The sequence below is a fragment of the Micromonospora echinaurantiaca genome (assembly GCF_900090235.1).
Taxonomy (GTDB): domain Bacteria; phylum Actinomycetota; class Actinomycetes; order Mycobacteriales; family Micromonosporaceae; genus Micromonospora; species Micromonospora echinaurantiaca.
In genome coordinates, this window is sequence record NZ_LT607750.1 from 4,908,805 (window position 1) to 4,934,672 (window position 25,868).

The following is a 25,868-nucleotide window of genomic DNA, read 5'->3' on the forward strand; positions in this document are numbered from 1 at the left end:
CAGGATGGCCGGCATGACCTGGAGAGCGCCGGAGATCGTCCGGACCCCCGAGCCCTACGTCGGCGACGAGCGCACCATGCTGGAGGGCTGGCTCGACTACCACCGGCAGACCCTGCTGCTCAAGTGCGCCGGGCTGACCGCCGAACAGCTGCGCACCCCGAGCGTCGAGCCCTCCGGGCTCACCCTGCTCGGCCTGGTGCGCCACCTGGCCGAGGTGGAGGCCTGGTGGTTCCGGGAGAACTTCGCCGGCGAGACGGTCGACTACCCGTACTTCACGCCCGACAACCCGGACGCCGACCACGACGTGCGCGACGCCGACGCCGAGGCCGACTTCGCCACCTTCCACCGCGAGGTGGAGCTGGCCCGGGCCGCCGCCGCGGGCCGCTCCCTGGACGAGACCTTCACCGAGGTCGGGCCGAAGCGCCGGACCTTCAACCTGCGCTGGGTGTACGTGCACATGATCGAGGAGTACGCCCGGCACAACGGCCACGCCGACCTGATCCGGGAGCGCATCGACGGCGTCACCGGCGAGTGACCGCCGCCGCGGGCCGCCCGTCGCCGACCTGAGCGGCCCGGGCGGCCCGCAGCAGGTGCTCGCCCAGCGGGGTCAGCGCGTGCCGCACCGCGGAGCCGGCCCGGTGCGTGGTGATCAGTCCGGCCGAGCGCAGGGTGGTCGTGTGCTGGCTGGCCGAGGCGACCGAGATGCCGACCGTCCGGGCGACCTGCGAGGTGCTCGGACCGCCGACGATCGCGCCCAGCACCGCGGCCCGGGTCCGCCCGAGCAGGTCGGCGAGCGGCTGGCCGGTGGTCAGCTCCCGCCGCGTCGGTCGGATCGGGTAGGCCAGCACCAGCGGACCGTCCGGGTCGTCGAGGACGCAGGGCTGCGGCAGGAGGTAGGACGGCACCAGGGTGACGCCCCGGCCGTCCGGGACGACGTCCAGGTCGGTGCCGAAGGCGCACTCGTACGACAGCCGGTAGGTCGCGCCGGACGGCGCCCAGTGCAGGTACGGGCTGAGGTCGCGCAGCACCCGGTCGATCCCGACGTCCACCATGGTGTGCCCGCGCGCCGCCCGGTCGGCGTGCACCGCCGCCACGATCGTCGGCCAGTACGGCCCCACCGCGACGGCGTGGAAGGCGCCCATCGCCGCGCGGAGCCGCTGCCGCGCGACCGGATCCCCGGCCGCGAGGGGGGCGACCCGGGGCGGCAGGTCGCCGGCCTCGATCCGGGGTCGGAGTTCGGCACCCAGGGTCGCCGTCGGGGTGGCGGCCACCTCGTCGAGCGCGGCCGCGGCGTCCGTGGCGTGGTTGGTCGGGGTGAGGAAGTCCGGCAGCCAGTGCGGCAGCCGACACAGGTCCAGCAGGGGACGCATCCCGGGCCGCAGCGCCGCGCGGGTGCGGGCCCGCCACGCGGCGAGGTGGGCCGGGGCGTCCGGCCGGAAGACCCGCTGCCCCGCCGCGGCCAACTCCAGCAGCACCGACGGCGCCGACCGCACCACCGTGCGGCTGAGATCCGACGCGTTCAGGTGCAGGGTCAGCATGGCGCCGACGCTAGCCACCTTCGGCCGTACCCGAAAGGGGTGGAGCCGGGGCGCGCCCGACCCCGACGCTGCGGTCATGAAGACCTTCGTCGCCGCTGCCACCGCAGCCGTCACCGCCCTCACCGGCACCGTTCCGCTGCCCGCACCCGGGGACCGGCGCCCCGACACGTACGTGGTGTCCCGCGAGCGGGCGGTGCGACCCGAGGGCATCGCGGTGAGCCCCACCGGCACCATGTACGTCACCAGCGTCTCCGACGGCGCGGTCTACCGCGGTGACGTCCGGGACCGGGAGCTGCGTCCCTTCCTGCCCGCCGGCGCGGACGGCCGGACCCGCGCCGCCGGGGTGCGCCTGGACCGGCAGGGCCGGATCTTCGTCGCCGGCTGGGACACCGGAGCCCTCTTCGTGTACGCCCCGGACGGCACGCTGCTGGCCCGCCGGGCGGCCGCCGGAGCAGCCCTGAACGACCTGGCGATCACCGACGACGCCGTCTACGTCACCGACTCGGCCACCGGCGTGCTGTGGCGCGCGGAGCTGGCCGACGGCCGGGTGGGCGACCTGGTCCCCTGGCTCCCGGCCGCTGCCTTTCCGGCGGCCCCGGGCTTCCTCAACGGGATCGTCGTCACCGACGGCGGCCGCATCGCGCTCGTCGCCGACCAGGGCAGCGGCGAGCCGGGCAGCGAGCGGCTCTGGCGGGTGGACCTGGTCGCCCGGTCGGTCACCGCGGTCGACGTGGCCGGCGGGCAGCTCGGCGCCGACGGGCTGCTGCTGGAAGGGAACCGGCTCTACGGCGTGGTGAACTTCCCGGACGGGCAGGACGGCTGGGTCTTCGCGGTCAACCTCGCCGTGCTCGCCCCGGACGGGCGGACCGCCCGGGTGGTCCGGCAGTCGGATACGGCCGGTCTGGCCCAGTCGCCGACCACCATCGCCCGGGACGCCGACCGGCTGCTCTGGGTCAACAGCCAGCTCAACACCACCGCGCCGACCCCGCCGTTCACGGTGACCGAGGTGCCCGGCCTCTGCTGACCGGCGCCGAGGTCCGGCGGCGACACGGGGTGCCGCCGGACCGCGCACCGCCCTCAGTACGCCAGTGCCGCCCGCAGGTAGCGCAGGTCGCCCGGGCCGCTCCAGCGGTGCGCGGACAGCCCGGCCGCCCGGGCGCCGCGCACCGACCAGTCCTCGTCGTCGACGAAGAGCACCCGGTCCGGCGGGGTGGCCACCGCCTGGCAGGCGGCCTGGAAGTACTCCTTGGCCGGCTTGTTCACCCCGAGCCGGTACGAGTTGACCACGGTGTCGAACTCGCTCTCCAGACCGAGCGCGGCGAGGTCGGCGTCGAGCAGGTCGGTGGCGTTGGTGGCGAGGCCGACCGGGAGGCCGGCGGCACGCACCTCGCGGAGGAAGTCGAGCACCTCGCCGTCCACCTCACCCCGGTAGCGCTGCCACTGCTCGACCGCGGCCCGGGCCCGCTCCGGCCCGCCGGCCGGCCCGGCCAGCGCGTCGGCCACGCTGGTCATCCAGTCGGCGTGGCTGACCTGGCCGGTGAGCACCGGCTGGAGCCGGCCCCACTGCATGGCGATCTCGCTGAGCACGCCCTCGGAGAGGCCGTACTCCCGCTCCACGCCGGCGGCCACCGCCGGGTCCCAGCACCGCAGCACGCCGTCGAAGTCCACCAGCAGCGCCGTCGCGCGTTCCCGAGCCACTCAGTTCTCCTCGCCGCGGCCGTGCCGCTCGTCGTCCCCGTCGGCCCGGTTGAGCCGCTGACTGATCACCTGGGTGACGCCGCTGCGCATGGTCACCCCGTACAGGGCGTCGGCGACCTCCATCGTCCGCTTCTGGTGCGTGATGACGATCAGCTGGCTCTTCTCCCGCAACTGTGCCAGCAGCGTGATCAGCCGTCCCAGGTTCACGTCGTCGAGGGCCGCCTCCACCTCGTCCATGATGTAGAACGGGCTGGGCCGGGCGCGGAAGATCGCCACCAGCATGGCCACCGCGGTCAGCGACCGCTCGCCGCCGGAGAGCAGCGACAGCCGCTTGATCTTCTTGCCCGGCGGCCGCGCCTCCACCTCGACGCCGGTGGTCAGCAGGTCGTCCGGGTCGGTGAGCACGAGCCGCCCCTCGCCGCCGGGGAAGAGCACCGTGAAGACCTGCTCGAACTCCCGCGCGGTGTCGGCGAACGCGCTGGCGAAGACCTCCAGGATCCGGTCGTCGACGTCCTTGACCACGGTGAGCAGGTCCCGCCGGGTGGCCTTGAGGTCCTCCAGCTGCTCGGAGAGGAACTTGTAGCGCTCCTCCAGCGCGGCGAACTCCTCCAGGGCCAGCGGGTTGACCTTGCCGAGCAGGGCCAGTTCCCGTTCCGCCTTGGCGGCCCGCTTCTCCTGCACCGGCCGCTCGTAGCGGACCGGCTCGGGCGCCGGCCGACCCTCCTGCTCGGCCAGCGCGAGGTCCACCTGGGTGGGCGGCACCGGCTGGTCCGGGCCGTACTCGGCGACCAGCGTCTCCACGTCCAGCCCGAAGTCCTCGGCGGCCTTCGCCTCCAACTGCTCGATCCGCAGCCGCTGCTCAGCGCGGGCCACCTCGTCGCGGTGCACCTGGCTGGTCAGCCGCTCCAGCTCGGCGCCGAGCCGCTTGGCCGCGCCGCGTACCTCGGACAGCTCGGCCTCGCGGGCGGCGCGCTCCCGCGCCACCGCGTCGCGGTGCTCCTCGGCCGCGGCGATCGAGGCGGTCAGCCGGGTGAGCGCCTCCCGGGCGCCGCCGGCGACGGCCCGCGCGATCCCCGCGCCGCGGGTCCGCGCCGCCCGCCGCGCCGCCGCGCGTTCCCGCGCGGCCCGCTCGGCGGTGGCCTGGCGCCGCAGCGAGTCCGCCCGCCCGGCGATCGAGGCCACCCGCTCCTCGGCGGTACGCACCGCGAGCCGGACCTCCATCTCGTTCTGCCGGGCCTGCGGCACCATCGCGGCGAGCTGGTCCCGCTCCTCGGTGGACGGCTCGGCGTCCACCGGGGTCTCCTCGGCCAGCCGCAGCCGCTCCTCCAGCTCGGCGAGCCGCAGCAGGTCCTGCTCCCGGGCGGCCTCGGCGCGGGCCCGGGACTCGCCCAGACGCTCCGTCTCCGCCTTCGCCGACCGGGCGGCCGCGCCCAGCTCGGCCAGCCGGCGGGCGGCCGCGTTGCGCTGCCCCTCCGCCTCCCGCTTCGCGGCCGCGGCGTGCTGCACGACCTCCTTCGCGGCGGCCACCTCGGCCCGCGCGTCGACCAACTGCTCGCGCAGTTCAGCGCTGCTCCGTTCGGCGGTGATCCGGTTCGACCGGGCCTCCTCGACCGCCGCCTGCACCTCGATGAAGCTGGGTGCCTTGGCCGAACCGCCAGCCGCCGCGTACGCCCCGACCACGTCGCCGTCCGGGGTGACCGCGCGCAGCTCTGGGTTGCCGGCGGCCACCTCGGCGGCGGCCGCCAGGTCGTCCACCAGTACCACGTCGCGCAGCGCCCGGTGCACCGCCGGGCGGATCTCCGCCGCGCACTCCACCAGGTCGGGCGCCCAGCGCGCGCCGTCGGGCAGCTTCGGCCGCAGCGCGTCGGCGGACCCGTCCATGCCCGGCCCGGCGGGGCTGCCCACCAGCAGCCCGGCCCGGCCGGCGTCGGAGATCTTCAGCAGCCGCATCGCCTCGACGGCCTCGTCCACCCCGGTCACCGCCACCGCGTCGGCGAGCCCGCCGAGCGCGGCGGCGAGGGCGGCCTCGTGCCCGGGCGCGACGGTGAGCAGCCCGGACAGGCTGCCCAGCAGGCCGGGGACCTGGTCGGCGCGGGCCAGCAGCGCGCCGGCCCCGTCCTTGCGGCGCAGACCCAGGGCGAGCGCCTCCTCGCGGGCCTTCCAGGTGGCCGCGTCCTTCTCGGCCGCCCGCTCCGCGTCGGTCAACGACCGGACGGTGGCCTGCACCCGCTCCAGGGCGGCGACCGCCTCGGCGTGCCGGGCGTCCAGGTCGGCGTTGTCCCGGTCCGCCTCGGTGGACTCGGCGGCGACCGCGTCCAGGTCGGCCTGGGCCCGCTCGGACCGGGCCAGCGCGTCGGCGTGCGCGGCAGCGAGCCGCTCGATCTCCTCACCGGCGCTGGTGGTCCGCGCACGGGCCGAGTTGACCTGCCCGGTCAGCCGGGCCAGGCCCTCCCGCCGGTCGGCGATGGCCTTCGCCGCGGCGACCAGTTCCCGCTCGGCGGCGGCCAGCTGGCGCTCCAGCTCCTGCCGGTGCTCGACCGCCTCGGCGAGCCGGATCTGGTCGTCGGTGAGCGCCGCGCGCAGCTCCTCCTCCTGCTCACGGACCCGCTCCGCCTCGGCCTCCAGCTGGTCCGGGTCACGGCCCGGCCGCTCGTCGTCCGGGGTGGCGCTGAGGTGGCGCAGCCGCTCCCGGGCCAGCTGCTCGATGGAACGGAACCGCTCCTGCAGCGCGGAGAGCTTGTACCAGGTGTCCTGCGCGGCGGCGAGCAGCGGCGCGTCCTCGGCCAGCGCCGCCTCCAGCTCGCCGAGGCGCCGCTGCACCTCGCCGTGCTCGGCCTCGACCTGTTCCCGCCGCTCGCGCAGCGCGGTCTCGTCGGCGATCTCCTTGTCCAGGGTGGCCCGCAGGGTGGCCAGGTCGTCGGCGAGCAGCCGGAGCCGGGCATCCCGCAGGTTGGCCTGGATCGCGGCGGCCCGGCGGGCCACCTCGGCCTGCCGGCCCAGCGGCTTGAGCTGGCGGCGCAGCTCGGCGGTCAGGTCGGTGAGCCGGTTGAGGTTGGTCTGCATCGCGTCGAGCTTGCGCAGCGCCTTTTCCTTGCGCTTGCGGTGCTTCAGGACGCCGGCCGCCTCCTCGATGAACGCCCGGCGGTCCTCCGGCTTGGCGTGCAGCATGCCGTCGAGGCGGCCCTGCCCGACGATGATGTGCATCTCCCGGCCGATGCCCGAGTCGGAGAGCAGCTCCTGGATGTCGAGCAGCCGGCAGGAGTTGCCGTTGATCTCGTACTCGCTCTCGCCGGAGCGGAACATCCGGCGGGTGATCGACACCTCGGTGTACTCGATCGGCAGCGCGCCGTCGGTGTTGTCGATGGTCAGCGTCACCTCGGCGCGCCCCAGCGGCGCCCGGCCGGCGGTGCCGGCGAAGATGACGTCCTCCATCTTGCCGCCGCGCAACGCCTTGGCGCCCTGCTCGCCCAGCACCCAGGCGATGGCGTCGACGACGTTGGACTTGCCGGAGCCGTTCGGGCCGACCACGCAGGTGATCCCCGGCTCCAGCTTGAGCGTCGTCGCGGAGGCGAAGGACTTGAAGCCCTTCACCGTCAGGCTCTTGAGATACACCTTCTCGATCCTCGTCCGGTGGCCGCCGTACCGTCGCCGGCTGCGCGGACCTGGGTGAACCCGCAGACTAACCCGGAGCCGGGTACGCCGCCGCATGTGACCCGCCCCGACCGTTTCCGGCGGCGTCCGGTAATCGGGGAGACCGGTTCACGTCCGGACCCGTGGGAGCTGTTTTCCCGGCCCGGAGGATCGCAGTTCCGCGAACCCGGTCTGTTACAAGATCGCTTTATGGTCCGCGGAAAAGGGGGCGGACAGAGCTGCGCGCCGGCACAAATGTGTCGGCGCGCTTTTTCGCGTGGTGCGATTCAGTTTTCCCGGATCGAACTCAGGTGAGCGCCGGCTCGGCCAGCCGGAGCAGATCGTCCGCCTCCGAGGCGGCCGCCGCGAGCCGATCGTTCTCGGCACGCACCCGGGTGAGCTCGAACTCCAGTGCCTGAACCCTGGCACGCAGTCGGGTGACCTCGTCGAGCAGGCGCCGGTCGGGCGCCGCACCTACGTGGCCGTAGAGGGCCTTCGCCATGTTGACTCCTTGATATGCGCTGCCGGAAAGGCCGGCCAACGCGCGCCCATGTGTTCGCGGCTGTCATTCCAACTGTTCTTGGGCATGACCGGGCGCGACTGGCGACACCTATATATTGAGCCGATACCCCCTCCTTCGTCAAGTTCCCGCAGGCCGTAGATCATCTCCACGTCGACCTGTCCACTTGCCGGGGGGCCGCCACAAGGCGCAGACACGCTCTGTCCGGACTCCTTTACTGTACGCCTCGGTTCCCCGGAACTCCCTACCCGGACGCCCGACTTCCCCTTAACTCTTTCTTAGCCACGTTGCTGCAGGTCGAGGCCGCCCCGTACCGTCACCCCGGCCCGCAACCGACCCGTGGAGGCTACGGCGTGTACGGATGGACCGACCCGAACGATCCGGATGGCGCCCGTAGGCGCCCCGAGCCGCCGGCCGACGAGCCGGCCTGGCTGACCGACCGTCCGGCACCCCGGTCGTCCTACCTGTTCGGCGACGAGCCGGAGCAGCCGGCCGACGACCGGCACCCGCACCCGCCGACCGGCGCCTGGCACGACGACCGGCCCGCCGGTGGGTGGCACGACGACCGGCCGGGCGCCGCGATGGGCGAGCCGTACCGCGACCAGCCCACCGAGCAGTGGCAGCCGAGCGCCGCCTGGGACGCCGCCCCGCCCGCCGCGGGCGGCTGGCGGGAGCAGCCGGGCGACGCCTGGCGCACCGAGCCGGACCCGGCCTGGTACCGCGACCAGCCCACCGAGCAGTGGCAGCCCGGCGAGGCGTGGCAGGGTGACCGGCCGGGCGAGGCGTGGCACCAGGACCGGCCCACCGAGCGGTGGTCGGCGGTGCCGGACACCGGCTGGCACCGGGATCAGCCCGCTGAGCGGTGGGCCGGTGACCCGGCCACCGGGGAGCTGGACCCGACCGGCGGCTACCCGGCGTACGCCGGTGGAGCCGACCTCGGCGCGCACCGGGCGGCCGGGGTCGACGAGGAACCGACCGACGGCCGGCACCGCACCGGCCGCCGCTTCCCCCGGCCGGCGCTGATCGGCGGCGCCGCCGCGGCGGCCACGCTGGTGGTCAGCCTCGGCATCGGGGCCGTCGCGCTGGGCGGTGGCGACGACCGGCCGGACACCACCGCGACCGGTGACGACACGGTGGCCGCCGCGCCCTTCGACGCCGACGCGGAGTCGCCGGTCGACGCGCTGGCCGCGCCCACCCCGGGCGCCACGCCCACCCCGACGAAGCCCACCCCGTCTCCGACGAAGGCCACCAAGCCCAAGCCGGCGCCCGCCCGGACCACGGCGCCCTCGCGCCGGAGCCCCGAGCGCAGCACCGCGCCGGCCGGCGGTGCCGGTGTCGCCCCGGGCGGCAGCGTCAGCAGCCAGGCCCGCGAGGTGGTCAACCTGGTCAACGCGGAGCGGGCGAAGGCCGGCTGCGGCGCGCTGAGCATCGACGACAAGCTGATGACCGCTGCCCAGCGGCACAGCCAGGACCAGGCCGACCACCGGAACATGTCGCACACCGGCAGCGACGGCAGCGACGCCGGTGACCGGCTGGACCGGGTCGGCTACTCCTGGCGCACCTACGGCGAGAACGTGGCCTGGAACCAGAAGACCCCGGCCGCGGTGATGGACGCCTGGATGAACAGCTCCGGTCACCGGGCCAACATCCTGAACTGCGCCTTCACCGAGATCGGCGTGGGCGTGGCCAGCAGCAACGGGCCGTACTGGACGCAGGTCTTCGCCGCGCCGCGCTGACCGGCTGCGAATCGTGGTCGGGTCCGCGCTCGTTTGACCGGGTAGGTACGCCGGACCGGGCGTACCGGCTCGGGCGGTGGGATGCCGCCCGCGACCCGGGAGCTGCCGATGCGGATCCGGCCGCGTGCGCGCGCCGTCGGGCGCGGCCTGCGCCGGGCCCTGCCGGCCTGCCTGGCGCTCGCGCTGGCGGTCCCGCTGTACGCCTGCCGGGTCGAGCTGGCCCGGCCCGGCGCGCCGACCACCTGGCCGGCCGAGTCGGTCCGCCGCTGGCAGTGGCAGTGGCAGCTGACCGGGGCGCTGGACCCGGGGGTGGACGCGGACGTCTTCCTGCTCGACCCGGTGGCCACCACCGCGGCGCAGACCGCCGAGCTGCGCTCCCGGGACCGTCGGCTGGTCTGCCAGGTGCACGTCGGGTCGGTCCTGCCCACCGATCCGGACGCGGACCGCTTCCCGGCGCGGGTGCGCGGCTCCGCGTCGCGCCGTCCGGAGAGCAGCTGGCTGGACGTCCGGCAGTGGGACACGCTGCGGCCGGTGCTGGCCGACCGGTTCCGGCTCTGCCGGGGCAAGGGGTTCGGCGCGGTGGCGCTGGCCGACGCCGACGGCTACGCGCACCGGTCCGGTTTCCCGCTGGACTTCGACGACGCGCTGCTGTTCAACCGCCGACTGGCCGAGCTGGCCCGCGCGTTGGACCTGTCCCCCGGCCTGCTCGGCAACACCGAGCAGGTGACCGCGCTGGCGCCGGACTTCGACTTCGCGGTGGACGAGGAGTGCGTACGGCTGCGCCGGTGCGCGAAGCTGCTGCCGTTCGTCGAGGCCGGCAAGCCGGTCTTCCACGTCGAGTACACCGGCTCGACCGAGGACTTCTGCGTGGAGACGGTCGGCTACGGCTTCGCCTCGATCCGCAAGGACCGCGACCTCGACGCCTGGCGCGTCGCCTGCCCGGTGCTCTGACCGGCCGTCCCGCCGAGCGGGCCGGGCCGGCCGGCGCTGTCGGCGCGGCAGGGCCGGACCGCGTGCTGCGGTCCGGCCCTGGAGCGGGGTCGGTCAGCGGACGCCGACCAGTTCCGGCGCGGGCGCCGGCGGTTCGGTCGGGGCCGCCGCGGCGCGCGGGCGCAGGAAGCGCGGCGCCCACCAGTTGGCGTCCCCGAGCATGGTCATCAGCGCCGGCAGCACCACCGCGCGGATGATCGTGGCGTCCAGCAGGATCGCCGCCGCCAGCCCGATCCCGAGCTGCTTGAAATCGATCATGCTCAGCGTCGCGAAGATCGAGAAGACGCCGACCATCACGATCGCCGCGCTGGTCACCACGCCGGCCGACGAGGTGATGCCGTACGCCACCGCCTCCCGGTTGGGCATGCCGGCCCGGATCCCCTCACGGATCCGGCTGACCACGAAGACGTGGTAGTCCATCGAGAGCCCGAACAGCACCACGAACAGGAAGAGCGGCAGCCAGGCCACGATCGCGCCCATCGAGGTGAAGCCGAGCAGGCCCTCGGCCCAGTCACCCTGGAAGACCAGCACCAGCAGGCCGTACGCGGCGCCGGCGGAGAGCAGGTTGAGCAGGATCGAGCTGAGCCCGATCACCACCGAGCGGAAGGTCAGCACCATCACCAGGAAGGTCAGCACCAGCACGAAGCCCACCACGAGCGGCAGCTTGTCCCGGACGTGCTGCGCGTAGTCCTCGCTGGCGGCGATGTCGCCACCGACCGCGTACTGCACGCCGGGGACCCCGCCGAGCGCGGCCGGGACGAGGTCGTCGCGGAGCCGGTCCAGCGACTGCCCGGCCTCGGCGTCCCGGCTGGTGTACGGGGTGGCGACGGTCAGCACCGACACCCGCCCGTCGTCCGAGACCCGGATCTTCGGGCCGTCCGCCTCGGTCGGCGCGAAGAGCGGGTCCGCCGACGCCCGGGCGGCCAGCCCGGTCAACGCCGCCGACACCCGGTCGGCCTCGGCGGCCGGGGCCCGCACCGCCACGGTGTGGCTGGTGCCGTTGCTCGGGAAGGCCGCCGTGAGCCGGTCGTACGCCTGCATCGCCGCCGTGCTGCGCGGCACGTCCTCCATGCCGGGGAACTTCAGCTTCATGCCCAGCGCGGGCACGGCGAGAGCGAGCAGCAGCCCCACCGAGATCACCAGGGTGGCCATCGGAGCGCGCAGCGCGGGCTTCAGCACGGCCGGCCAGAACCGGGGCTTGGCGGGCTCGCCGTTCCGCCCGGTACGCGGCGCGGTCAGCCGCCACAGCAGCGGCACCCGGGGCCGGTCGACCCAGCGCCCGAGCTTGGCCAGCAGCGCCGGCAGCACGGTCAGCGAACCGGTCACCGCGACCGCGACCACCAGGATCGAGCCCACCGCGAGGGAGGAGAAGACCACGTCACCGGCGAGCAGCAGCCCGGCCATCGAGATGATCACGGCGAAGCCGGAGACCACCACGGCGTGCCCGGAGGTCTCCGCGGCGATCTCCACCGCGTCCAGGCCCGACCGGCCCTTGGCCCGCTCCTCCCGCTCGCGCCGCACGTAGAACAGCGAGTAGTCCACCCCGACCGCCATGCCGATCAGCAGGATCACGCTGGCCGTCGTGTCGGTCGCCGGCACCAGGTGCGAGGCGAGGGTGGAGAGCCCCATCGCCGCGGCCACCGAGGAGAGCGCCAGCAGCACCGGCACGCCGGCGGCGATCAGCGCGCCGAACGCGATGATCAGGATGGCCAGGGTCACCGGCAGGCTGAGCAGTTCGGCGCGCTTGAAGTCCTTGCCGAGCGTGTCGTCCAGCGCCTTGTTGATCGACGGGCCGCCGACCTGCTCGATCCGCAGCTGCGGGTGCCCGTCCTGCACCTGCGCGGTGGCGTCGCGCAGCGGCTGCACCCGGTCGGCGGCGGTCTCCGGGTCGCCGGACATGGTGATCGGCAGCAGCACCGCGGAGCCGTCCCGGGCCGGCACCGGCTCGCCGACGGAGGCAACCCCGGTCACCGAGCGCAGCCGGGCCGCCGCGTCGTCGGCCGCCGCCTTCGCGGCGGTCTGGTCCAGGGTGCCGCCGCGCGGGGTGATGAGGATGTTCTCCGTCGCCGGGTCGTCGAAGTTGCCGGCCTCCACGATCACGCCGGCCCGGCCGGACTCGCCGATGGCCTGGTCGGCCGAGGTGGCCTCGTTGAGCCCGGCGGCGCTCCCCCCGACGAAGCACACCGCCACGAACACCACCCACATCGCGACGGCGCGCCACGGATGCTCCGCGCTCCAGCGTGCCAACCGCACCGTCACCGGTCTTGCCCCCATCGCGGGTCCCCCTGTCACGTCAACCCCCTGTCAACGGGGCTGACGCTATGGGCGCGACGGGGTTGGGACATCAGGGAACGGCCCCGGTCCGGCCCGGAACCTGTGCGCGTCCGCACCGGGCGCCGCGACCGCACCGAGCGGGCGCAGCCGTACGCCACACCGGATCCTTCCCGGACCGGTCCGGGGCGACGCGCCGACGGCGACCCGGATCCGGCTCGGGGTCATCCCCGAAGCGACCCCCGAGGCCGGGGCTGGCAGCGCGGGCAGCTGAACGACGACCGGTTCATGAACGCCTCGCGGCGGATCGGCGCGCCGCACCGGCGGCAGGGCAGGCCCTCCCGGCCGTAGACGTTCAGCGCCCGGTCGAAGTAGCCGCTCTCCCCGTTGACGTTGACGTACAGGGCGTCGAAGCTGGTCCCACCCTCCTTGATGGCCTCGCCGAGCACGTCCCGGACGTGCCCGAGCAGCCGCAGCGCGGCCGGCCGGGTGAGCGCGTCGGTGGGCCGGGCGCCGTGCAGGCGGGCCCGCCAGAGCGCCTCGTCGGCGTAGATGTTGCCCACCCCGGAGAGCAGGGTCTGGTCCAGCAGCGCCCGCTTCACCTCGGTACGCCGCCGGCGCAGCGCGGCGACGAACTCGGCGTCGGAGAACTGCGGGTCCATCGGGTCCCGGGCGATGTGCGCGATCTCCGCCGGCAGCTCCGCCCCGCCGGCCGAGACGGACAGCCCGCCGAACGTGCGCTGGTCGACGAAGCGCAGCTCGGGGCCGTCGTCGGCGAACCGGAACCGGATCCGCAGGTGGGTCTCGTCGGGCGCGTCGGCGGGCTGCAGCAGCAGCTGCCCGGACATGCCGAGGTGCCCGATCACCGCGTCCCCGCTGTCCAGCGGGAGCCAGAGGTACTTGCCGCGGCGGCGGACGTCGAGCACGGTCCGCCCGGCCAGCACGTCGGCGAAGTGCCCGCCGCCGGGGGCGTGCCGGCGCACCGCACGCGGGTGGCGCACCTCGACCGAGGCGATCCGCCGGCCGGTGACCCACTGGGCCAGGCCCTGCCGGACCGTCTCCACCTCGGGCAGCTCAGGCACGGCGGGCGCCCGTCCCGGCCGCGCCGGACGCGGTGTCGGCGGTGCCCGGAGCAGCGTCGGCGGCCTCGGCGGACTCGGCCAGCTCGGCGGCGGTGGCCGCCCGCTGCCGCGCCGCTTGCTCCTGCTCCGCCTGCTCGGTCAGCATCCGCCAGGCCGACTCGGCGGCCCGCTGCTCGGCCTCCTTCTTGCTCCGCCCCTCGGCGCCGCCGTAGCGGTTGCCGGCCACCACCACCCACGCGGTGAAGGTCTTCAGGTGGTCCGGTCCGGTGCCCTCGATGCGGTACTCCGGCACGCCCAGCCCGTGCGACGCGGTCAGCTCCTGGAGGCTGGTCTTCCAGTCCAGCGCCGCGCCCCGCCCGGCCGACTCGGCCATCAGCGGGTCGAACAGCTTGTGGATCACCGCGGCGGCGGTGTCCAGGCCGTACTGGAGGTAGATCGCGCCGAGCAGCGCCTCGAGCGTGTCGGCCAGGATGCTGGCCTTGTCCCGGCCGCCGGTGGTCTCCTCGCCCTTGCCGAGCAGGAGGTAGGCGCCGAGCCCGTCCGGGCCCAGCCCGCGGGCCACGTCGGCCAGCGCGCGCATGTTCACCACGCTGGCCCGCAGCTTGGCCAGCTGGCCCTCGGGCAGGTCGGGGTGGTTGTGGAAGAGCGCCGTGGTGATCACCACGCCGAGCACCGAGTCGCCGAGGAACTCCAGGCGCTCGTTGGTGGGCAGGCCGCCGTTCTCGTACGCGTACGAGCGGTGGGTCAGCGCCCGCTCCAGCAGTTCCGGGTCCAGCGTGACGCCGAACGCCGCCTCCAGGTGACCGACGGACGCCCGCCGCCGCTTGTCGTTGGTCATAGTGTGCGTACCTCGGTGTCGGTGGTGCGGTCGATGCGGTCCGCCGCGGCGTCGAGCAGCGCGCAGACCAGGTCGGCGGCGCCCCGCCGCCACAGGTGGGCGGCGAGCGCGATGCCGGAGGCCACGTCGTCGGCCCCGGCGGCGCCGTGGCACACGACCACGGTCCCGGCCACCCCGAGCAGGGCGGCCGCCCGCGGCGCCCCGCCGCCGGCCGGTGGTCCGCCGGCCATCGCGTACGCGCCCTCGATCGCCTTGAGCAGCACGTTACCGGTGAACCCGTCGGTGACCACCACGTCGGCCCGGGCGCCGAGGGAGACGTCGTAGCCCTCGACGAGGCCGACGTAGCGGCCGCCGCAGGGCAGCGGCTCGGCGGCCAGCAGCGGGTCGGCGTGCCGGCGCAGGCGGTCGCCCTTGCCCGCCTCGGTGCCGACGGAGAGCAGCCCGACCCGGGGCTCGACGACGCCGTGCGCGACCGCCGCGTAGGCGGCGCCGAGCATGGCGTGCCGGGCGAGGGTGGCCGGGCGCGGGTCCAGCGAGCCGCCGACGTCGAGCAGCACGACCGGGCCGGCGACGGCCGGGAGGGTGGCGACCAGGGCCGGCTGGCGGACGTCCGACCAGCGGCCGAGGCCGAGCGCGGCGGCGGTGACGGTGGCGCCGGTCGAGCCGGCGGAGACCAGCGCGTCGGCGGCACCGTCGCGGACGGCGGTGACCGCGGCCCGGACGGTGCTGTGCGCGCGGGCAGCGCTGGGATGGTCGGCCATGCCGACGGCCGCCTGGACCGGTCGGATGGCGACCCGGGCGCGCTGCGCCGGGTCGAGGGCGGCGATCAGCTCGCCGGCGGCCTCGGCCGGGCCGACGAGCAGCAGGTGCAGGTCGGGGTCGGCGCGTACGGCCCGCAGAGCGCCGTCAACCACGACGGCGGGAGCGTCGTCCCCGCCGAGGAGGTCAACGGCGATCCGCGCGATGCCCGGCTCCGCCGGAACGCCGGCCGGAGCAGGCCGGCCGGCGTTCGTGGGAGCCGGGGCACCGGGCGTTCGCCAGGGCGCGCGCGCCGCCCGACCCGAGGTCGGGGGCGTCACTCGGCGTCCGGTCAGACCTCGAGGACCTGACGGCCGTTGTAGGTGCCGCAGACGGAGCAGGCGGCGTGCGGCAGCTTCGCGGACTTGCACTGCGGGCAGGCCACGGTCGCGACCGCCGCGGTCTTCCACTGCGCCCGGCGGGACCGGGTGTTGCTGCGCGACATCTTGCGCTTGGGGACGGCCACGGTTCTTACTCCTCTTTACGGGTCAGTTGCGACAGGCCCGCCCAACGCGGGTCGATCTGCTGGTGACTGTGGTCGGCCGGCAGCTCGTCCCGGTGCACCCCGCACTCGGGGCACAAGCCTGGGCAGTCCTCCCGGCAGCGCGGGTTGGTCGGCAGTGTGAGCACCACCGCGTCCCGCAGCGCCGGCTCCAGGTCGATCAGGTCTCCCTGCATCCGGCCCACCTCGTCCTCGTCGGTCGTGGTGTCCGTGGTGCTGTTCTCGTACGCGTACAGCTCCTGGATCCGCACGACCACCGAGTCGTTGATCTCGCGCAGGCAGCGCCCGCACTCGCCCCGGACGGGACCGCTGACGGTGCCCGAGACGAGCACGCCCTCGGACACCGACTCCAACCTCAGGTCGAGGTCGAGGTCCGCGCCCTCCGGCACGCCGATCAACTCCACGCCGAGGTCCGCCGGTGCCGGCACCACCCGCTTGACCGTACGCAACGCACCAGGCCGACGCGGCAGCTCCCTCGTGTCGAGGACCAGCGGCGACCTGGGGTTGAGTGAGGAAGGCGTGTGTTTGGGCATAGTCAGACTCCGGCCGGTGAGAGGCCGACAAACGAGGTTACCTGGGCGACCGCCGAACCGTCGAACCGGGGGCGACGCCCGCACCGCCCTGCCGGCTGCTGCGGTGCCGGTCAGAAGGGTAGCGGGCGCTCCGCCTCGTCGCCGGCGAAGGTGCCGATCTCCCGCAGCGCGTGCATCTTGTCGCGCCCGCGCTCGATCGAGGCCAACGCCCGGGTGAGGAACTGCTCGAAGTTGGCCAGCGCGGTGTCGACGTAGTCGTCGACCTCCTCGCGCAGCCGCTGCGCCTCGGCGCGGGCCTCGGCGATGATCCGGGCGCCCTCGTGTTCGGCGGAGACGGTGATCTCGTTCACCGAGACCAGGCGGGCGTGTTCCGCCTCACCCTCGCTGATGATCCGGTCGGCCTCGCGCTTGCCGGCCTCCATGATCTTGTCCCGCTCCTCCAGGAGGGCGGCCGCCCGGCGCAGGTCGGCGGGGAGTTCGCCGCGCAACTCCTCCAGCGCCGCGATCATCTCACCCCGGTCGACCATGCAGTTGTTGCGCGACATCGGGACGGAACGGGCCGTCTCCACCATGGCGATCAGTTCGTCGATGCGGTCGAGCGGGTCCACCGGTACCTCACTCCTGTCGTTCGTACGGCCGACCTACATCATGCGGGCTGCGGCCCGGTTCCCGCTCCACCCATCATCACCCGCACCATCCACCACCGCCCCCACCACCCCCGGCGCGTCGCACGCGCCCGGTCCACGCGATCGTGCACTTTCCGCCCCCGCATTTCGCCCATCACGGGATGAAAGAGGGACCGAAATCGCAAGATCGCGGCGGGGTGGGGCGGGATCAGTCGCGGGGCAGGTTGGGGGTGAGGCGGGTCTGCAGGGCGTGGCGGACCACGTCGGGGACGTGGGCGGAGATGTCGCCGCCCCACTTGGCCACGTCCTTGACCAGGCTGGAGGAGAGGAACGAGTAGAGCGGGTTGGTCGGCATGAAGAGCGTCTCGACGCCGGCCAGCCCGATGTTCATCTGGGCCATCTGCAGCTCGTAGTCGAAGTCGCTGACCGCGCGCAGGCCCTTGACCAGGACGCTCGCCTGCTGGGCGCGGCAGAAGTCGACCAGCAGCCCGCGGAACGACTCGACCCGCACGTTGTCGTATGAGGCGGTCACCTCGCGGAGCATGTCGATCCGCTCCTCGACGGTGAACAGGCCGCTCTTCGACTGGTTCACCAGCACGCCGACGATCACCTCGTCGAAGAGCCGGCTCGACCGGCCGATGATGTCGAGGTGTCCGTTGGTGACCGGGTCGAACGAGCCGGGGCACACCGCACGTCTCATGATCGGCGACCGTACCAAAGGGTGGTCTCGCCGTAACGGCGACTTCGCTCGCCGGTGACACCCGGCACCCACTCGACCGGCCCGGTCCGGCTGGAGCGCTCCACCACCACCAGCGCGTCCGGGGCCAGCCACCCGCCGTCGACCAGCGCGGCGAGCATCGCGGTGACGTCGGCGTCCGGCACCGCGTACGGCGGGTCGGCGAAGACCACGTCGTACGGGTCGCCGTCCGGGCCGGCCGCCAGCACGGTGCCGACCTTCCCGGTGACCAGCCGGGCGGCCGGCGCGGCGCGCAGGGCGGCCACGTTCTCCCGGATCACCCGGGCGGCCCGCGGGTCGGACTCGACCAGCAGCACGTGCCCGGCGCCCCGGGACAGCGCCTCCAGCCCGACCGCGCCGGAGCCGGCGTACAGGTCGGCGAAGCGGGCGCCGGTCAGGTCGACCTCGGCCTGCACGGCGCTGAACAACGCCTCCCGGACCCGGTCGGACGTCGGCCGGGTGCCCGCGCCGGGCGGGGCGGCGATCCGCCGCCCGCCGAGCGTCCCGGCCACGATCCGGGTCACCGTCTCCTCCTGCTCATGACCCCGACGCTACGCGAGGCCCGGGGACCCGCCGACGACACCGCCGGTATGCGCGTCGCGCCGGTCCGGCCACCCTTCGTATATCAATGATCTCGCATTCATAACATCATCCTTAGGTCCCGCTGAACGCTGTAACGCACGCGACGATCTCGCTAGGGTCTGCCGGGTGTCGGCGGTGGACGCCGGCCCACGGCACGGAGCGGCGCCCGCGCCGGACGCGCGGCACGCGACTGCGACCGACCGAACCCGCCCCACTCCGCGCCGACCCCCTTCAAGCTTCCTCACCCCGGGAGTACGCGTGATCCGTACCAGAGCGTCGCTGCGGCGACCACTGGCCGTGCTGGGGGCCGCCTTCCTCGGCCTCACCGCGGCCGTCGCGGTGGCCGCGCCGGCCAGCGCCCACCACACCACCATCACCGCCACCGCCGACTGTGACGGGCTCACCGGCGAGCGGGTGATCACCTGGACGGTGGAGAACAGCGAGCGGGACAAGGCGGCGACGCTGAAGACCGTGACCGCCGACCCGGCCACGCCGGTGAACCTGGCGGCCGACGCCAGCAAGCCGCTGGAGGGCGCCGTCGTCCCCAAGGGCGGCTCGGTGCAGGCGGTGCAGCGGGTGCCCGGCGACACCGCCACCGCGAAGCTGACGGTCTACGCGCTGTGGAAGAAGAACGGCCAGGACCGCACCAACGACGGCAGCATCAACCTGGGCGGCGACAAGCCCTGCACCCCCGCACCGAAGTGTGTGGACGCCAGCAAGGCCAAGTACAGCCACACCTTCGACGGCCCGAAGGGCACCGCGACCGTCAAGCTCGACGGTGACCTGCCGCTGTGCGGCGAGAGCAAGCAGTGGTTCACGCTGGTGTCGTACTTCGCGCCGCGGCCGCAGTTCGCCACCCCGCAGTACGTCTACGGCACGCCGGACAGCGACTGGATCGGCGGCACCCAGACCGAGATCGACCTGAAGGTCGACATCCCGGACTGCCACACCCAGGTGGACCTGATCTGGGGCGGCACCGACGAGATCATCGACCCGCTGGTCGAGGGCGGCAAGCGGTACGGCGACAAGAAGCTCGGTTCCAAGGGCGCCCCGGGCAACCGGTCCACCGGCCCGCAGGGCTGGTACAACGGCGGTGACAAGAGCTGCACCACCCCGGCCGCGACCTTCGCGTCCAACTGCGACGGCACCGTCACCGTGTCGCTGAGCAACGACGGCAAGATCTCCAAGTACCCGGTCGAGTTCGAGGTCCGGGGCGAGAACGGCTGGTCCAAGAAGGTCACCGTCGAGCCGGGCAAGGCCGACAACGGCACCGTGGTGCCGGCCGAGAACGCCGGCAAGGTCGAGGTGCTGGTCGACGGCAAGGTGATCGAGGACGGCAGCTACTCGTGGCAGCGTCCCGAGGACTGCCCGCTGCCCACCATCACCACCAAGGCCGACTGCGAGAACTTCACGCTGACCGCGACCAACCCGGAGGGTGGCCTGCCGGTCAAGGTGGTGTTCACCTACGGCAAGGAGACCGAGACCCGGACCGTGCAGCCGGGCGACTCGGAGACCGTCACCTTCAAGGCCGGCAAGGAGGAGACCGCGCTGGTCGTGCTCCCCGAGCTGGAGCTGGAGATGGAGGCCGTCTACGCCCCCGAGGGTGACTGCGGCGGCGGTGGCGGCGGCGAGGAGCCGGGCCTGCCGGTGACCGGCGCGGCGGCCGGCGGCATCGCTGCGGGCGCGGTCGCCCTGCTCGCCCTGGGCGCGGTGCTCTTCCTGATGGCGCGGCGGCGGCGAGTGCGCTTCACCGCGTGAGCTGAGCCGGACTGAGCGCTGAGGGCGCGTCGACCCACCCGGGTCGGCGCGCCCTCACCATGTCCCGCCGTCACCGCACAGGCGGGCCCGGACCACGACGAGGGCGTGGCCCGCCGTGACCGGCGGAGGGATCGAGCTTGACCGCCCGGAGCCGGTCGCGACGGGCCACGCCCCAACCGCGACCAACCACCGCGACCCGCGGCAGCACGGAACCGCGGTCCACTGCGGGTCGGCAGCGAAGCGCCACCCGACGGCCGCGACCGGAAGGGGTGGCGGGTCAGCCCTTCTCCAGGTATTCCGCGCGTTCCTCGTCGACCAGGGCGGCCACCGAGGCGGCCAGCGCCGGGTGCCGGGCCAGCTCCGGATCCTCCTCGACCAGGTTGATCGCCTCGGCCCGGGCGTCGCGGATCAGGTCGGCGTCGCGCAGCAGCGAGAGCAGCCGCAGGTGCGAGCGGCGCCCGGACTGGGTGGCCCCCAGCACGTCGCCCTCGCGGCGCTGCTCCAGGTCCAGTTCGGCCAGCTTGAAACCGTCGGTGGTGGACGCAACAGCGTCCAGCCGCTCCCGCGCCGGGCTGCCCTCGGCCGCCTCGGTGACCAGCAGGCAGAGCCCGGCCGCGGCGCCCCGGCCGACCCGGCCGCGCAGCTGGTGCAGTTGCGAGACGCCGAACCGGTCGGCGTCCAGCACGATCATCACGGTGGCGTTCGGCACGTCGACGCCGACCTCCACCACGGTGGTGGCCACCAGCACGTCGAGGTCGCCGGCGGCGAAGGAGCGCATCACCGCGTCCTTCTCGTCGGCCGGCAACCGGCCGTGCAGCACGCCGATCCGCAGCCCGTGCAGCGGCCCCTCGGCGAGCAGCGGCGCCACCTCGGTCACCGCCAGCGGCGGTCGCCGCCCGGAGTCGTCCTCCCGGGGCGCCTCCTCCTCCGACCCGGGACCGTCACCGATCCGCGGGCAGACCACGTACGCCTGGTGGCCGGCGGCCACCTCCTCGCGCAGCCGGCGCCAGGCCCGGTCGAGGAAGGCCGGCTTCTCGGCGGCCGGCACCACGTGCGAGGCGATCGGCGACCGGCCGCGCGGCAGCTGGGACAGCGTCGAGATCTCCAGGTCGCCGTAGACGGTCATCGCCACCGTGCGCGGGATCGGGGTGGCCGTCATCACCAGCACGTGCGGCGGCTGCTCGGCCTTGGCCCGCAGCGCGTCGCGCTGCTCGACACCGAACCGGTGCTGCTCGTCGACCACCACCAGGCCCAGGTCGGCGAAGTCGACCCCCTCGTAGAGCAGGGCGTGGGTGCCGAGCACGATGCCGGCGGCGCCGCTGGCCACCTCGGCCAGCGCCCGCCGGCGCGCCGCCGCGCCGAGCGAGCCGGTGACCAGCTCGACCCGGGTCGCGTGCTCGGCGGCGCCCAGCTCGCCGGCCCGGCCGAGCGGCCCGAGCAGGTCGAGCATGCCGCGGTGGTGCTGGGCGGCGAGCACCTCGGTCGGGGCGAGCAGCGCGGCCTGCCCGCCCGCGTCGACCACCTGGAGCATTGCGCGCAGCGCCACCACCGTCTTGCCCGAGCCGACCTCGCCCTGCAACAGCCGGTGCATCGGGTGCGGGGTGGCCAGGTCGGCGGCGATCTCGGTGCCCACGTCCCGCTGGCCGGGGGTCAGCTCGTACGGCAGCCGGGCGTCGAACGCGTCCAGCAGCCCGCCCTGTCGCGGCGGGCGGGGCCGGGCCGGCCAGTCGGCGGCCCGGTGCTTGCGCTGCACCAGGGTCAGCTGCACGGCGAACGCCTCGTCCCACTTCAGCCGCCGCCGGGCCCGGTAGAGGTCCTCCTTGCTGGACGGCCGGTGGATCTCGCGCAGCGCGGTGCCGAGCCCGACCAGGTTGCGGCTGGCCCGCACGGTGGCCGGCAGCGGGTCGTCCGGCGGGGTGAAGGTGTCCAGCACCACCCGCACGCAGCGGGCGATCACCCAGGTCGGCACCGCCGCGGCGGCCGGGTAGACCGGGATCAGCGCGCCGGCGAACTCCTCGATCTCCTCGCTGGCCGCCGCCTCGCCGTCGCCGCCCTCGCCGAGCAACACGTACTCCGGACCGTTGAGCTGCCGCTTGCCCCGGAACTCGGTGACCTTGCCGGCGAACAGCCCCCACCGGCCCGGGCGCAGTTCCCGCTCCCGCCACGCCTGGTTGCCGAAGAAGGTCAGGGTGAGCAGGCCGCCGGAGCCGTCGCCGACGGTCACCTCCAGCAGGTTGCCGCGCCGCTGCCGCATCGGGCGTACGGCGGTGCGCTGCACCTGGGCCAGCACGGTGACCTGCTCGCCGACGTCCAGCGACCGGATGTCGGTGTGCTCGCCGCGCTCGTCGTAGCGGCGCGGGAAGTGGTAGACCAGGTCGCCGGCGGTGTGCAGGTCGAGATGGCTGGCCAGCGCCTTCGCCGTCTTCTCGCCGACCAGCTTCTTCAGCGGCGTGTCCACCGTGGCCGTCTCGGGCATCACTCGACTCCCACCAGCAGCGGATAGTGCGGCTGGCCGCCCGGGTAGGCCTGCACCTCCACGAACGGCCAGTGCCGCCCGACGTGCTCCCGCACCGCGTCGGCCAGCCCGTCCGGGGCGTCCGCCCCGGCGAGCAGGGTGACCAGTTCACCACCGCCGCCGAGCATCCGGTCGACCACGGCGACGCAGGTGTCGAGCAGGTCGGCGCCGATCAGGTGCACCTCGCCCTCGACCAGCGCCAGCACGTCGCCCGGGCGGCACGGACCGGCCACGGTGAGCGCCTCCCGGCTGGCCTGGCAGACCTCGGCGTAGCGGCAGGCGCCGGCCGCCTCGGCCATCGCGATCACGTCGTCCTCGAAGCGCCGACCGGGGTCGCGTACGGCCAGCGCCGCCAGCGCCTGCACCGGCGAGCGGGTCGGCACCACGCTGACCTTGATGCCCAGCGCGTGCGCCTCGCGGGCGGCGGCGCTCGCCACCGTCTGGGTGTTCGGGTCGTTGGGCAGCACCACCACCCGGGCGGCGCCGGTCGCCCGGATCGCGTCCAGCAGCTCGCCGGTGGACGGGTTGCCGGGCACCACCGTCGCGCCCTCGCCGCCGAACAGCTCGGCGATGCCCGCGCCGGCGGCCACCACCACGGCGGCCCGCCCGTCCGCCGCCACGGCCGGCGGCACCGGTGCGACCTGGTCGGCGAAGCGGGTCACCGAGATCCGGTGCGGCCGGCCGGCGACCACCCCCGCCTCGATCGCCGCGCCGACGTCGTTGACGTGCACGTGCACGTTCCAGGTGCCGCCGCCGTCGCCCACCACGACCAGCGAGTCGCCCAGCCCCGCCAGCTCCGCCCGCAGCCGGGTCACCGCCGGCTCGTCGGCGTCGAGCAGGAACTGCACCTCGTAGGCGTACTCGTCGGAGCCGGTCTCGCGGACGGCGACGGCCGGCGGGCGGGCCGCCGGCCGCGCGGGCGCCGGCCGCTGCGGGCTCTCCCCGGTGATCACCTCGACCAGGGCGTCGAGCAGCAGGCACAACCCCCGGCCGCCGGCGTCGACCACGCCGGCCCGGGCCAGCGTGGGCAGTTGCTCGGGGGTGCGGGCGAGCGCCCGGGACGCCTCGCCGGCCGCCGCCCGGGCGACCACGCAGAGCTCGTCGCTGTCCGCCCGCTCGGCCGCCCCGGCGGCCGCGGCGACGACGCTGAGCAGGGTGCCCTCGACCGGGCTGGCGACCGCTGCGTAGGCGGCGGTGGTGGCGTCGCGCAGCGCGACCGCCAGCTCCCGGCCGCGCACCGCGGGCCGGGCGGCCAGCGCGTCGGCGAAGCCGCGCAGGATCTGCGACAGGATCACCCCGGAGTTGCCCCGGGCGCCGAGCAGCGCACCGCGCGCCATCAGCCGCAGCGCGTGACCGTGCGGGGTGGGCCCGTCGCCGGGGAGGGTGTCGAGGTCCATGGCCAGCGCCTGCTGGGCGGAGGTGAGGGTGAGCACCAAATTGGTGCCGGTGTCGCCGTCGGGCACCGGGTAGACGTTCAGGTCGTCGATCTCGCTCTGGTGCCGCTTGAGCGCGGCCAGCCCGCCCGCGCACCAGCGGCGGACCGCGGCGGCGTCGAGGGTGTCCAGCACGGCGTGAAGCCTACTGGCGCGCACCGACACCCACCGGGCTCGGCCGGGCCGGCGCGGCGTGTCCCGGGTACGACCGGCGGGCGGCCCGGCGCTACCCTTGCCGGGCGTCCCGCCGTGCCGCGGGCCGCTTTCCGCCACCCCCCCGGGAGGCCCTGCCGGAGCCGCCCGACCCCGGCGACCGGGCCGGTTGGGCGGGGCGTCGGTTCATCGGGTAACCTGACCAGGTTGCCCGGGCAGCGCCTGGCGGCGACCTCATGAACGTTTCAAACCCAGGAGTATCCCGTGGCTAGCGTGTGCGACGTCTGTGGCAAGGGGCCGGGCTTCGGCCACAACGTGTCCCACTCGCACCGGCGGACCAACCGCCGCTGGAACCCGAACATCCAGTCGGTGCGGACCCCGGCCGGTGGCGGCAACACCAAGAAGATGCAGGTCTGCACCTCGTGCATCAAGGCCGGCAAGGTCACCCGCGCCTGACGCGGTAACGCCGACCGACATACTCGCCAGCGCCGGCGGGCCCTCGTGGCCCGCCGGCTCTGTCGTGTCCGGCCACCGACGTTGACCGGTACGCGACGCTGCGTCGACGCACCCGCACCGGTCCGGTTAGGGTCTGCGTGCGCCGGCCGTCCCCTTCCCGGCGCGCACCCCGAGCACGGAGGACGACTGGTGCAGCTGGACCTGGGCCGAGACGAGATGATCATTGTCGGGGCGTCCCTCGGCATGTTGCGCTGGTACGCCGAGGAGCTGCCGGCCGGCTCCGTGGTCCTGGTCGAGGAGCCGGACGTGATCCAGCGGCGCGGCATCGAGCAGCTGGCCGGCGAGCTGGCGTTCATCTCCCGGGTGGTGCCCGCGCGCTACCAGACCGGCCTGGACGCCGCCGCCCTGGTCGCCCGCGAGCCGGCGCTGCGCTCCGCCCGGCTGGTGGTGCCCGGCCTGGAGTACGCGGTCGCCGGGGCGGCCCGGCTCGCCGCCGAACTCGGCCTGCCCGGCGCCGGGGCGGCGGCCGCCGACGTCTTCTCCGACAAGCACCGGATGCGGCTGCTCGCCGCCGAAGCCGGACTGGCCAACCCGGCGTTCGAGCTGGTCGGCACGGCCACCGAGGCGGTGGCGTTCGCCGAGCGGCACGGCGGCCGGTGCGTGCTGAAGCCGACCCGCCGCTCCGGCAGCCTCGGCGTGCAGATCATCACCGACCCGGCGGAGATCACCGACGCCTGGGCGGCCACCGCCTCCCCTGAGGCGCCGCCGGAGGCGACCGACGGGCTGCCCACCGGGGTGCTCGTCGAGCAGGTCCTGGACGGGCCGGAGCACAGCGTCGAGCTGCTGGTCGCCGACGGCGAGGTGATCTTCGGCAACGTCACCGACAAGCGGGTGCTACCCGGACGCTGCCCGGTCGAGACCGGGCACACCGTGCCCACGGCACTGCCCGCGGCCACCCGCCGGGAGCTGCTCGCGGTGGCGACCCGGCTGGCCACCGCCGCCGGCTTCCGCACCGGCGTGCTGCACAGCGAATGGATCCTCGCCGACGGCCGGCCGACGCTGGTGGAGTGCGCCGCCCGGCTGCCCGGCGACATGATCACCGCGCTGGTCTCGATCGCCTACGAGTGTGGCTTCATCGAGGCGTACCTGCGCGTGCTGCGCGGGGAGCGGCCGGCGCTGCGGCCACGGCCGACCGGCGCGGCGGCGGTGGAGTTCCTGCTCGCGCCGCCCGGCACGGTTACCGCCGTCGACGGGCTGCGCGACGCCCGCCGGGTGCCGGGGGTGCTGGACGTGCAGCTCGAGGTGGCGGTGGGCGACACCGTGACCGAGGTGACCTCGTCGCAGCGGCGCAGCGGCCACGTGCTGGCCTGGGGCATCGACGGCCCGGCCGCCACGGACGCCGCCGGCAAGGCCGCCGAGCAGGTTCGGATCACCACCGGCTGACGCCGCCGGTCACGGCCGCGTGCGGGGCGG

General features: G+C 74.7%; 22 protein-coding genes. 7 read left to right on the forward strand and 15 right to left on the reverse strand.

Annotated elements, in window-relative coordinates:
• Positions 1-13: 13 nt before the first annotated feature.
• Positions 14-535: a DinB family protein gene (locus GA0070609_RS22005; RefSeq protein WP_088995534.1), complete on the forward strand. Its 522-nt coding sequence runs from the start codon at positions 14-16 to the stop codon at positions 533-535.
• Here GA0070609_RS22005 and GA0070609_RS22010 read toward each other — a convergent pair.
• On the reverse strand, positions 522-1,538 hold the full coding sequence (locus GA0070609_RS22010) for an ArsR/SmtB family transcription factor (protein WP_088995535.1): 1,017 nt from the start codon (positions 1,536-1,538) through the stop codon (positions 522-524). The genes GA0070609_RS22005 and GA0070609_RS22010 overlap by 14 nt on opposite strands.
• 76 nt (positions 1,539-1,614) lie before the next feature.
• Between GA0070609_RS22010 and GA0070609_RS22015 the strand changes: the two genes are divergently transcribed.
• A complete protein-coding gene (locus GA0070609_RS22015) occupies positions 1,615-2,562 on the forward strand; it encodes an SMP-30/gluconolactonase/LRE family protein (protein ID WP_088995536.1) in 948 nt (315 codons plus the stop codon).
• 53 nt (positions 2,563-2,615) lie between these two features.
• Here the strand turns inward: GA0070609_RS22015 and GA0070609_RS22020 are convergent, their stop codons facing one another.
• The 3 genes from GA0070609_RS22020 to GA0070609_RS22030 form a co-directional block, all read right to left on the reverse strand.
• Positions 2,616-3,236, reverse strand: a complete 621-nt coding sequence (locus GA0070609_RS22020) for an HAD family hydrolase (RefSeq protein WP_088995537.1) — start codon at positions 3,234-3,236, stop codon at positions 2,616-2,618.
• Positions 3,237-6,848: a chromosome segregation protein SMC gene (gene smc / locus GA0070609_RS22025; protein WP_088995538.1), complete on the reverse strand. Its 3,612-nt coding sequence runs from the start codon at positions 6,846-6,848 to the stop codon at positions 3,237-3,239.
• A gap of 325 nt (positions 6,849-7,173) precedes the next feature.
• Positions 7,174-7,368, reverse strand: a complete 195-nt coding sequence (locus GA0070609_RS22030; RefSeq protein WP_088995539.1) for a hypothetical protein — start codon at positions 7,366-7,368, stop codon at positions 7,174-7,176.
• Positions 7,369-7,739: 371 nt separating this feature from the next.
• On the opposite strand from GA0070609_RS22030, the gene GA0070609_RS22035 reads away from it, so the two are divergent.
• Together GA0070609_RS22035 and GA0070609_RS22040 are read left to right on the forward strand one after the other, a co-directional pair.
• On the forward strand, positions 7,740-9,122 hold the full coding sequence (locus GA0070609_RS22035) for a CAP domain-containing protein (protein ID WP_088997897.1): 1,383 nt from the start codon (positions 7,740-7,742) through the stop codon (positions 9,120-9,122).
• Positions 9,123-9,230: 108 nt separating this feature from the next.
• Complete coding sequence (locus GA0070609_RS22040) at positions 9,231-10,073, forward strand: endo alpha-1,4 polygalactosaminidase (RefSeq protein WP_088997898.1); 843 nt, start codon at positions 9,231-9,233, stop codon at positions 10,071-10,073.
• A gap of 93 nt (positions 10,074-10,166) precedes the next feature.
• On the opposite strand, the gene GA0070609_RS22045 is transcribed toward GA0070609_RS22040, so the two are convergent.
• From GA0070609_RS22045 to rsmD, 9 genes are all read right to left on the reverse strand, one after another.
• A complete protein-coding gene (locus GA0070609_RS22045; RefSeq protein WP_088995540.1) occupies positions 10,167-12,386 on the reverse strand; it encodes an MMPL family transporter in 2,220 nt (739 codons plus the stop codon).
• A 221-nt stretch (positions 12,387-12,607) separates the two neighbouring features.
• Complete coding sequence (gene mutM / locus GA0070609_RS22050; protein WP_088995541.1) at positions 12,608-13,465, reverse strand: bifunctional DNA-formamidopyrimidine glycosylase/DNA-(apurinic or apyrimidinic site) lyase; 858 nt, start codon at positions 13,463-13,465, stop codon at positions 12,608-12,610.
• Positions 13,458-14,303, reverse strand: coding sequence for a ribonuclease III (gene rnc, locus GA0070609_RS22055; RefSeq protein ID WP_172899385.1), 846 nt, complete (start codon positions 14,301-14,303; stop codon positions 13,458-13,460). The genes mutM and rnc overlap by 8 nt, the downstream gene beginning before the upstream one ends.
• Positions 14,300-15,268, reverse strand: a complete 969-nt coding sequence (locus GA0070609_RS22060; RefSeq protein ID WP_231928912.1) for a phosphate acyltransferase PlsX — start codon at positions 15,266-15,268, stop codon at positions 14,300-14,302. Before GA0070609_RS22060 ends, rnc begins: the two co-directional genes overlap by 4 nt.
• Positions 15,269-15,393: 125 nt before the next feature.
• Positions 15,394-15,567, reverse strand: a complete 174-nt coding sequence (rpmF, locus tag GA0070609_RS22065; RefSeq protein WP_012181392.1) for a 50S ribosomal protein L32 — start codon at positions 15,565-15,567, stop codon at positions 15,394-15,396.
• A 5-nt stretch (positions 15,568-15,572) separates the two neighbouring features.
• Complete coding sequence (locus GA0070609_RS22070; RefSeq protein WP_088995543.1) at positions 15,573-16,136, reverse strand: YceD family protein; 564 nt, start codon at positions 16,134-16,136, stop codon at positions 15,573-15,575.
• Positions 16,137-16,246: 110 nt separating this feature from the next.
• Positions 16,247-16,744 (reverse strand): hypothetical protein, encoded by a 498-nt coding sequence (locus GA0070609_RS22075; protein ID WP_088995544.1) that lies wholly within the window; start codon positions 16,742-16,744, stop codon positions 16,247-16,249.
• Between the two features lie 226 nt (positions 16,745-16,970).
• Positions 16,971-17,462 carry a pantetheine-phosphate adenylyltransferase gene (gene coaD, locus GA0070609_RS22080; RefSeq protein WP_088995545.1) on the reverse strand — a complete coding sequence of 164 codons (492 nt, stop codon included), beginning with the start codon at positions 17,460-17,462 and terminating at the stop codon, positions 16,971-16,973.
• A complete protein-coding gene (gene rsmD / locus GA0070609_RS22085) occupies positions 17,459-18,022 on the reverse strand; it encodes a 16S rRNA (guanine(966)-N(2))-methyltransferase RsmD (protein WP_088995546.1) in 564 nt (187 codons plus the stop codon). Before rsmD ends, coaD begins: the two co-directional genes overlap by 4 nt.
• A gap of 316 nt (positions 18,023-18,338) precedes the next feature.
• Between rsmD and GA0070609_RS22090 the strand changes: the two genes are divergently transcribed.
• Entirely contained in the window at positions 18,339-19,838 is a 1,500-nt protein-coding gene (locus GA0070609_RS22090) for a cell wall anchor protein (RefSeq protein ID WP_088995547.1), read from the forward strand.
• Positions 19,839-20,115: 277 nt separating this feature from the next.
• Here the strand turns inward: GA0070609_RS22090 and recG are convergent, their stop codons facing one another.
• Together recG and GA0070609_RS22100 are read right to left on the reverse strand one after the other, a co-directional pair.
• Positions 20,116-22,314, reverse strand: a complete 2,199-nt coding sequence (gene recG / locus GA0070609_RS22095; protein ID WP_408630607.1) for an ATP-dependent DNA helicase RecG — start codon at positions 22,312-22,314, stop codon at positions 20,116-20,118.
• Positions 22,314-23,921 (reverse strand): DAK2 domain-containing protein, encoded by a 1,608-nt coding sequence (locus GA0070609_RS22100; RefSeq protein ID WP_088995549.1) that lies wholly within the window; start codon positions 23,919-23,921, stop codon positions 22,314-22,316. The genes recG and GA0070609_RS22100 overlap by 1 nt, the downstream gene beginning before the upstream one ends.
• Before the next feature lie 282 nt (positions 23,922-24,203).
• Here GA0070609_RS22100 and rpmB point away from each other — a divergent pair, with 282 nt between their 5' ends.
• Together rpmB and GA0070609_RS22110 are read left to right on the forward strand one after the other, a co-directional pair.
• Positions 24,204-24,395, forward strand: a complete 192-nt coding sequence (gene rpmB, locus GA0070609_RS22105; protein ID WP_088963534.1) for a 50S ribosomal protein L28 — start codon at positions 24,204-24,206, stop codon at positions 24,393-24,395.
• A 189-nt stretch (positions 24,396-24,584) separates the two neighbouring features.
• The gene (locus tag GA0070609_RS22110) at positions 24,585-25,838 is read left to right on the forward strand and encodes an ATP-grasp domain-containing protein (protein WP_088995550.1); all 1,254 of its coding nucleotides are present in this window, start codon (positions 24,585-24,587) and stop codon (positions 25,836-25,838) included.
• Positions 25,839-25,868 lie beyond the last annotated feature (30 nt).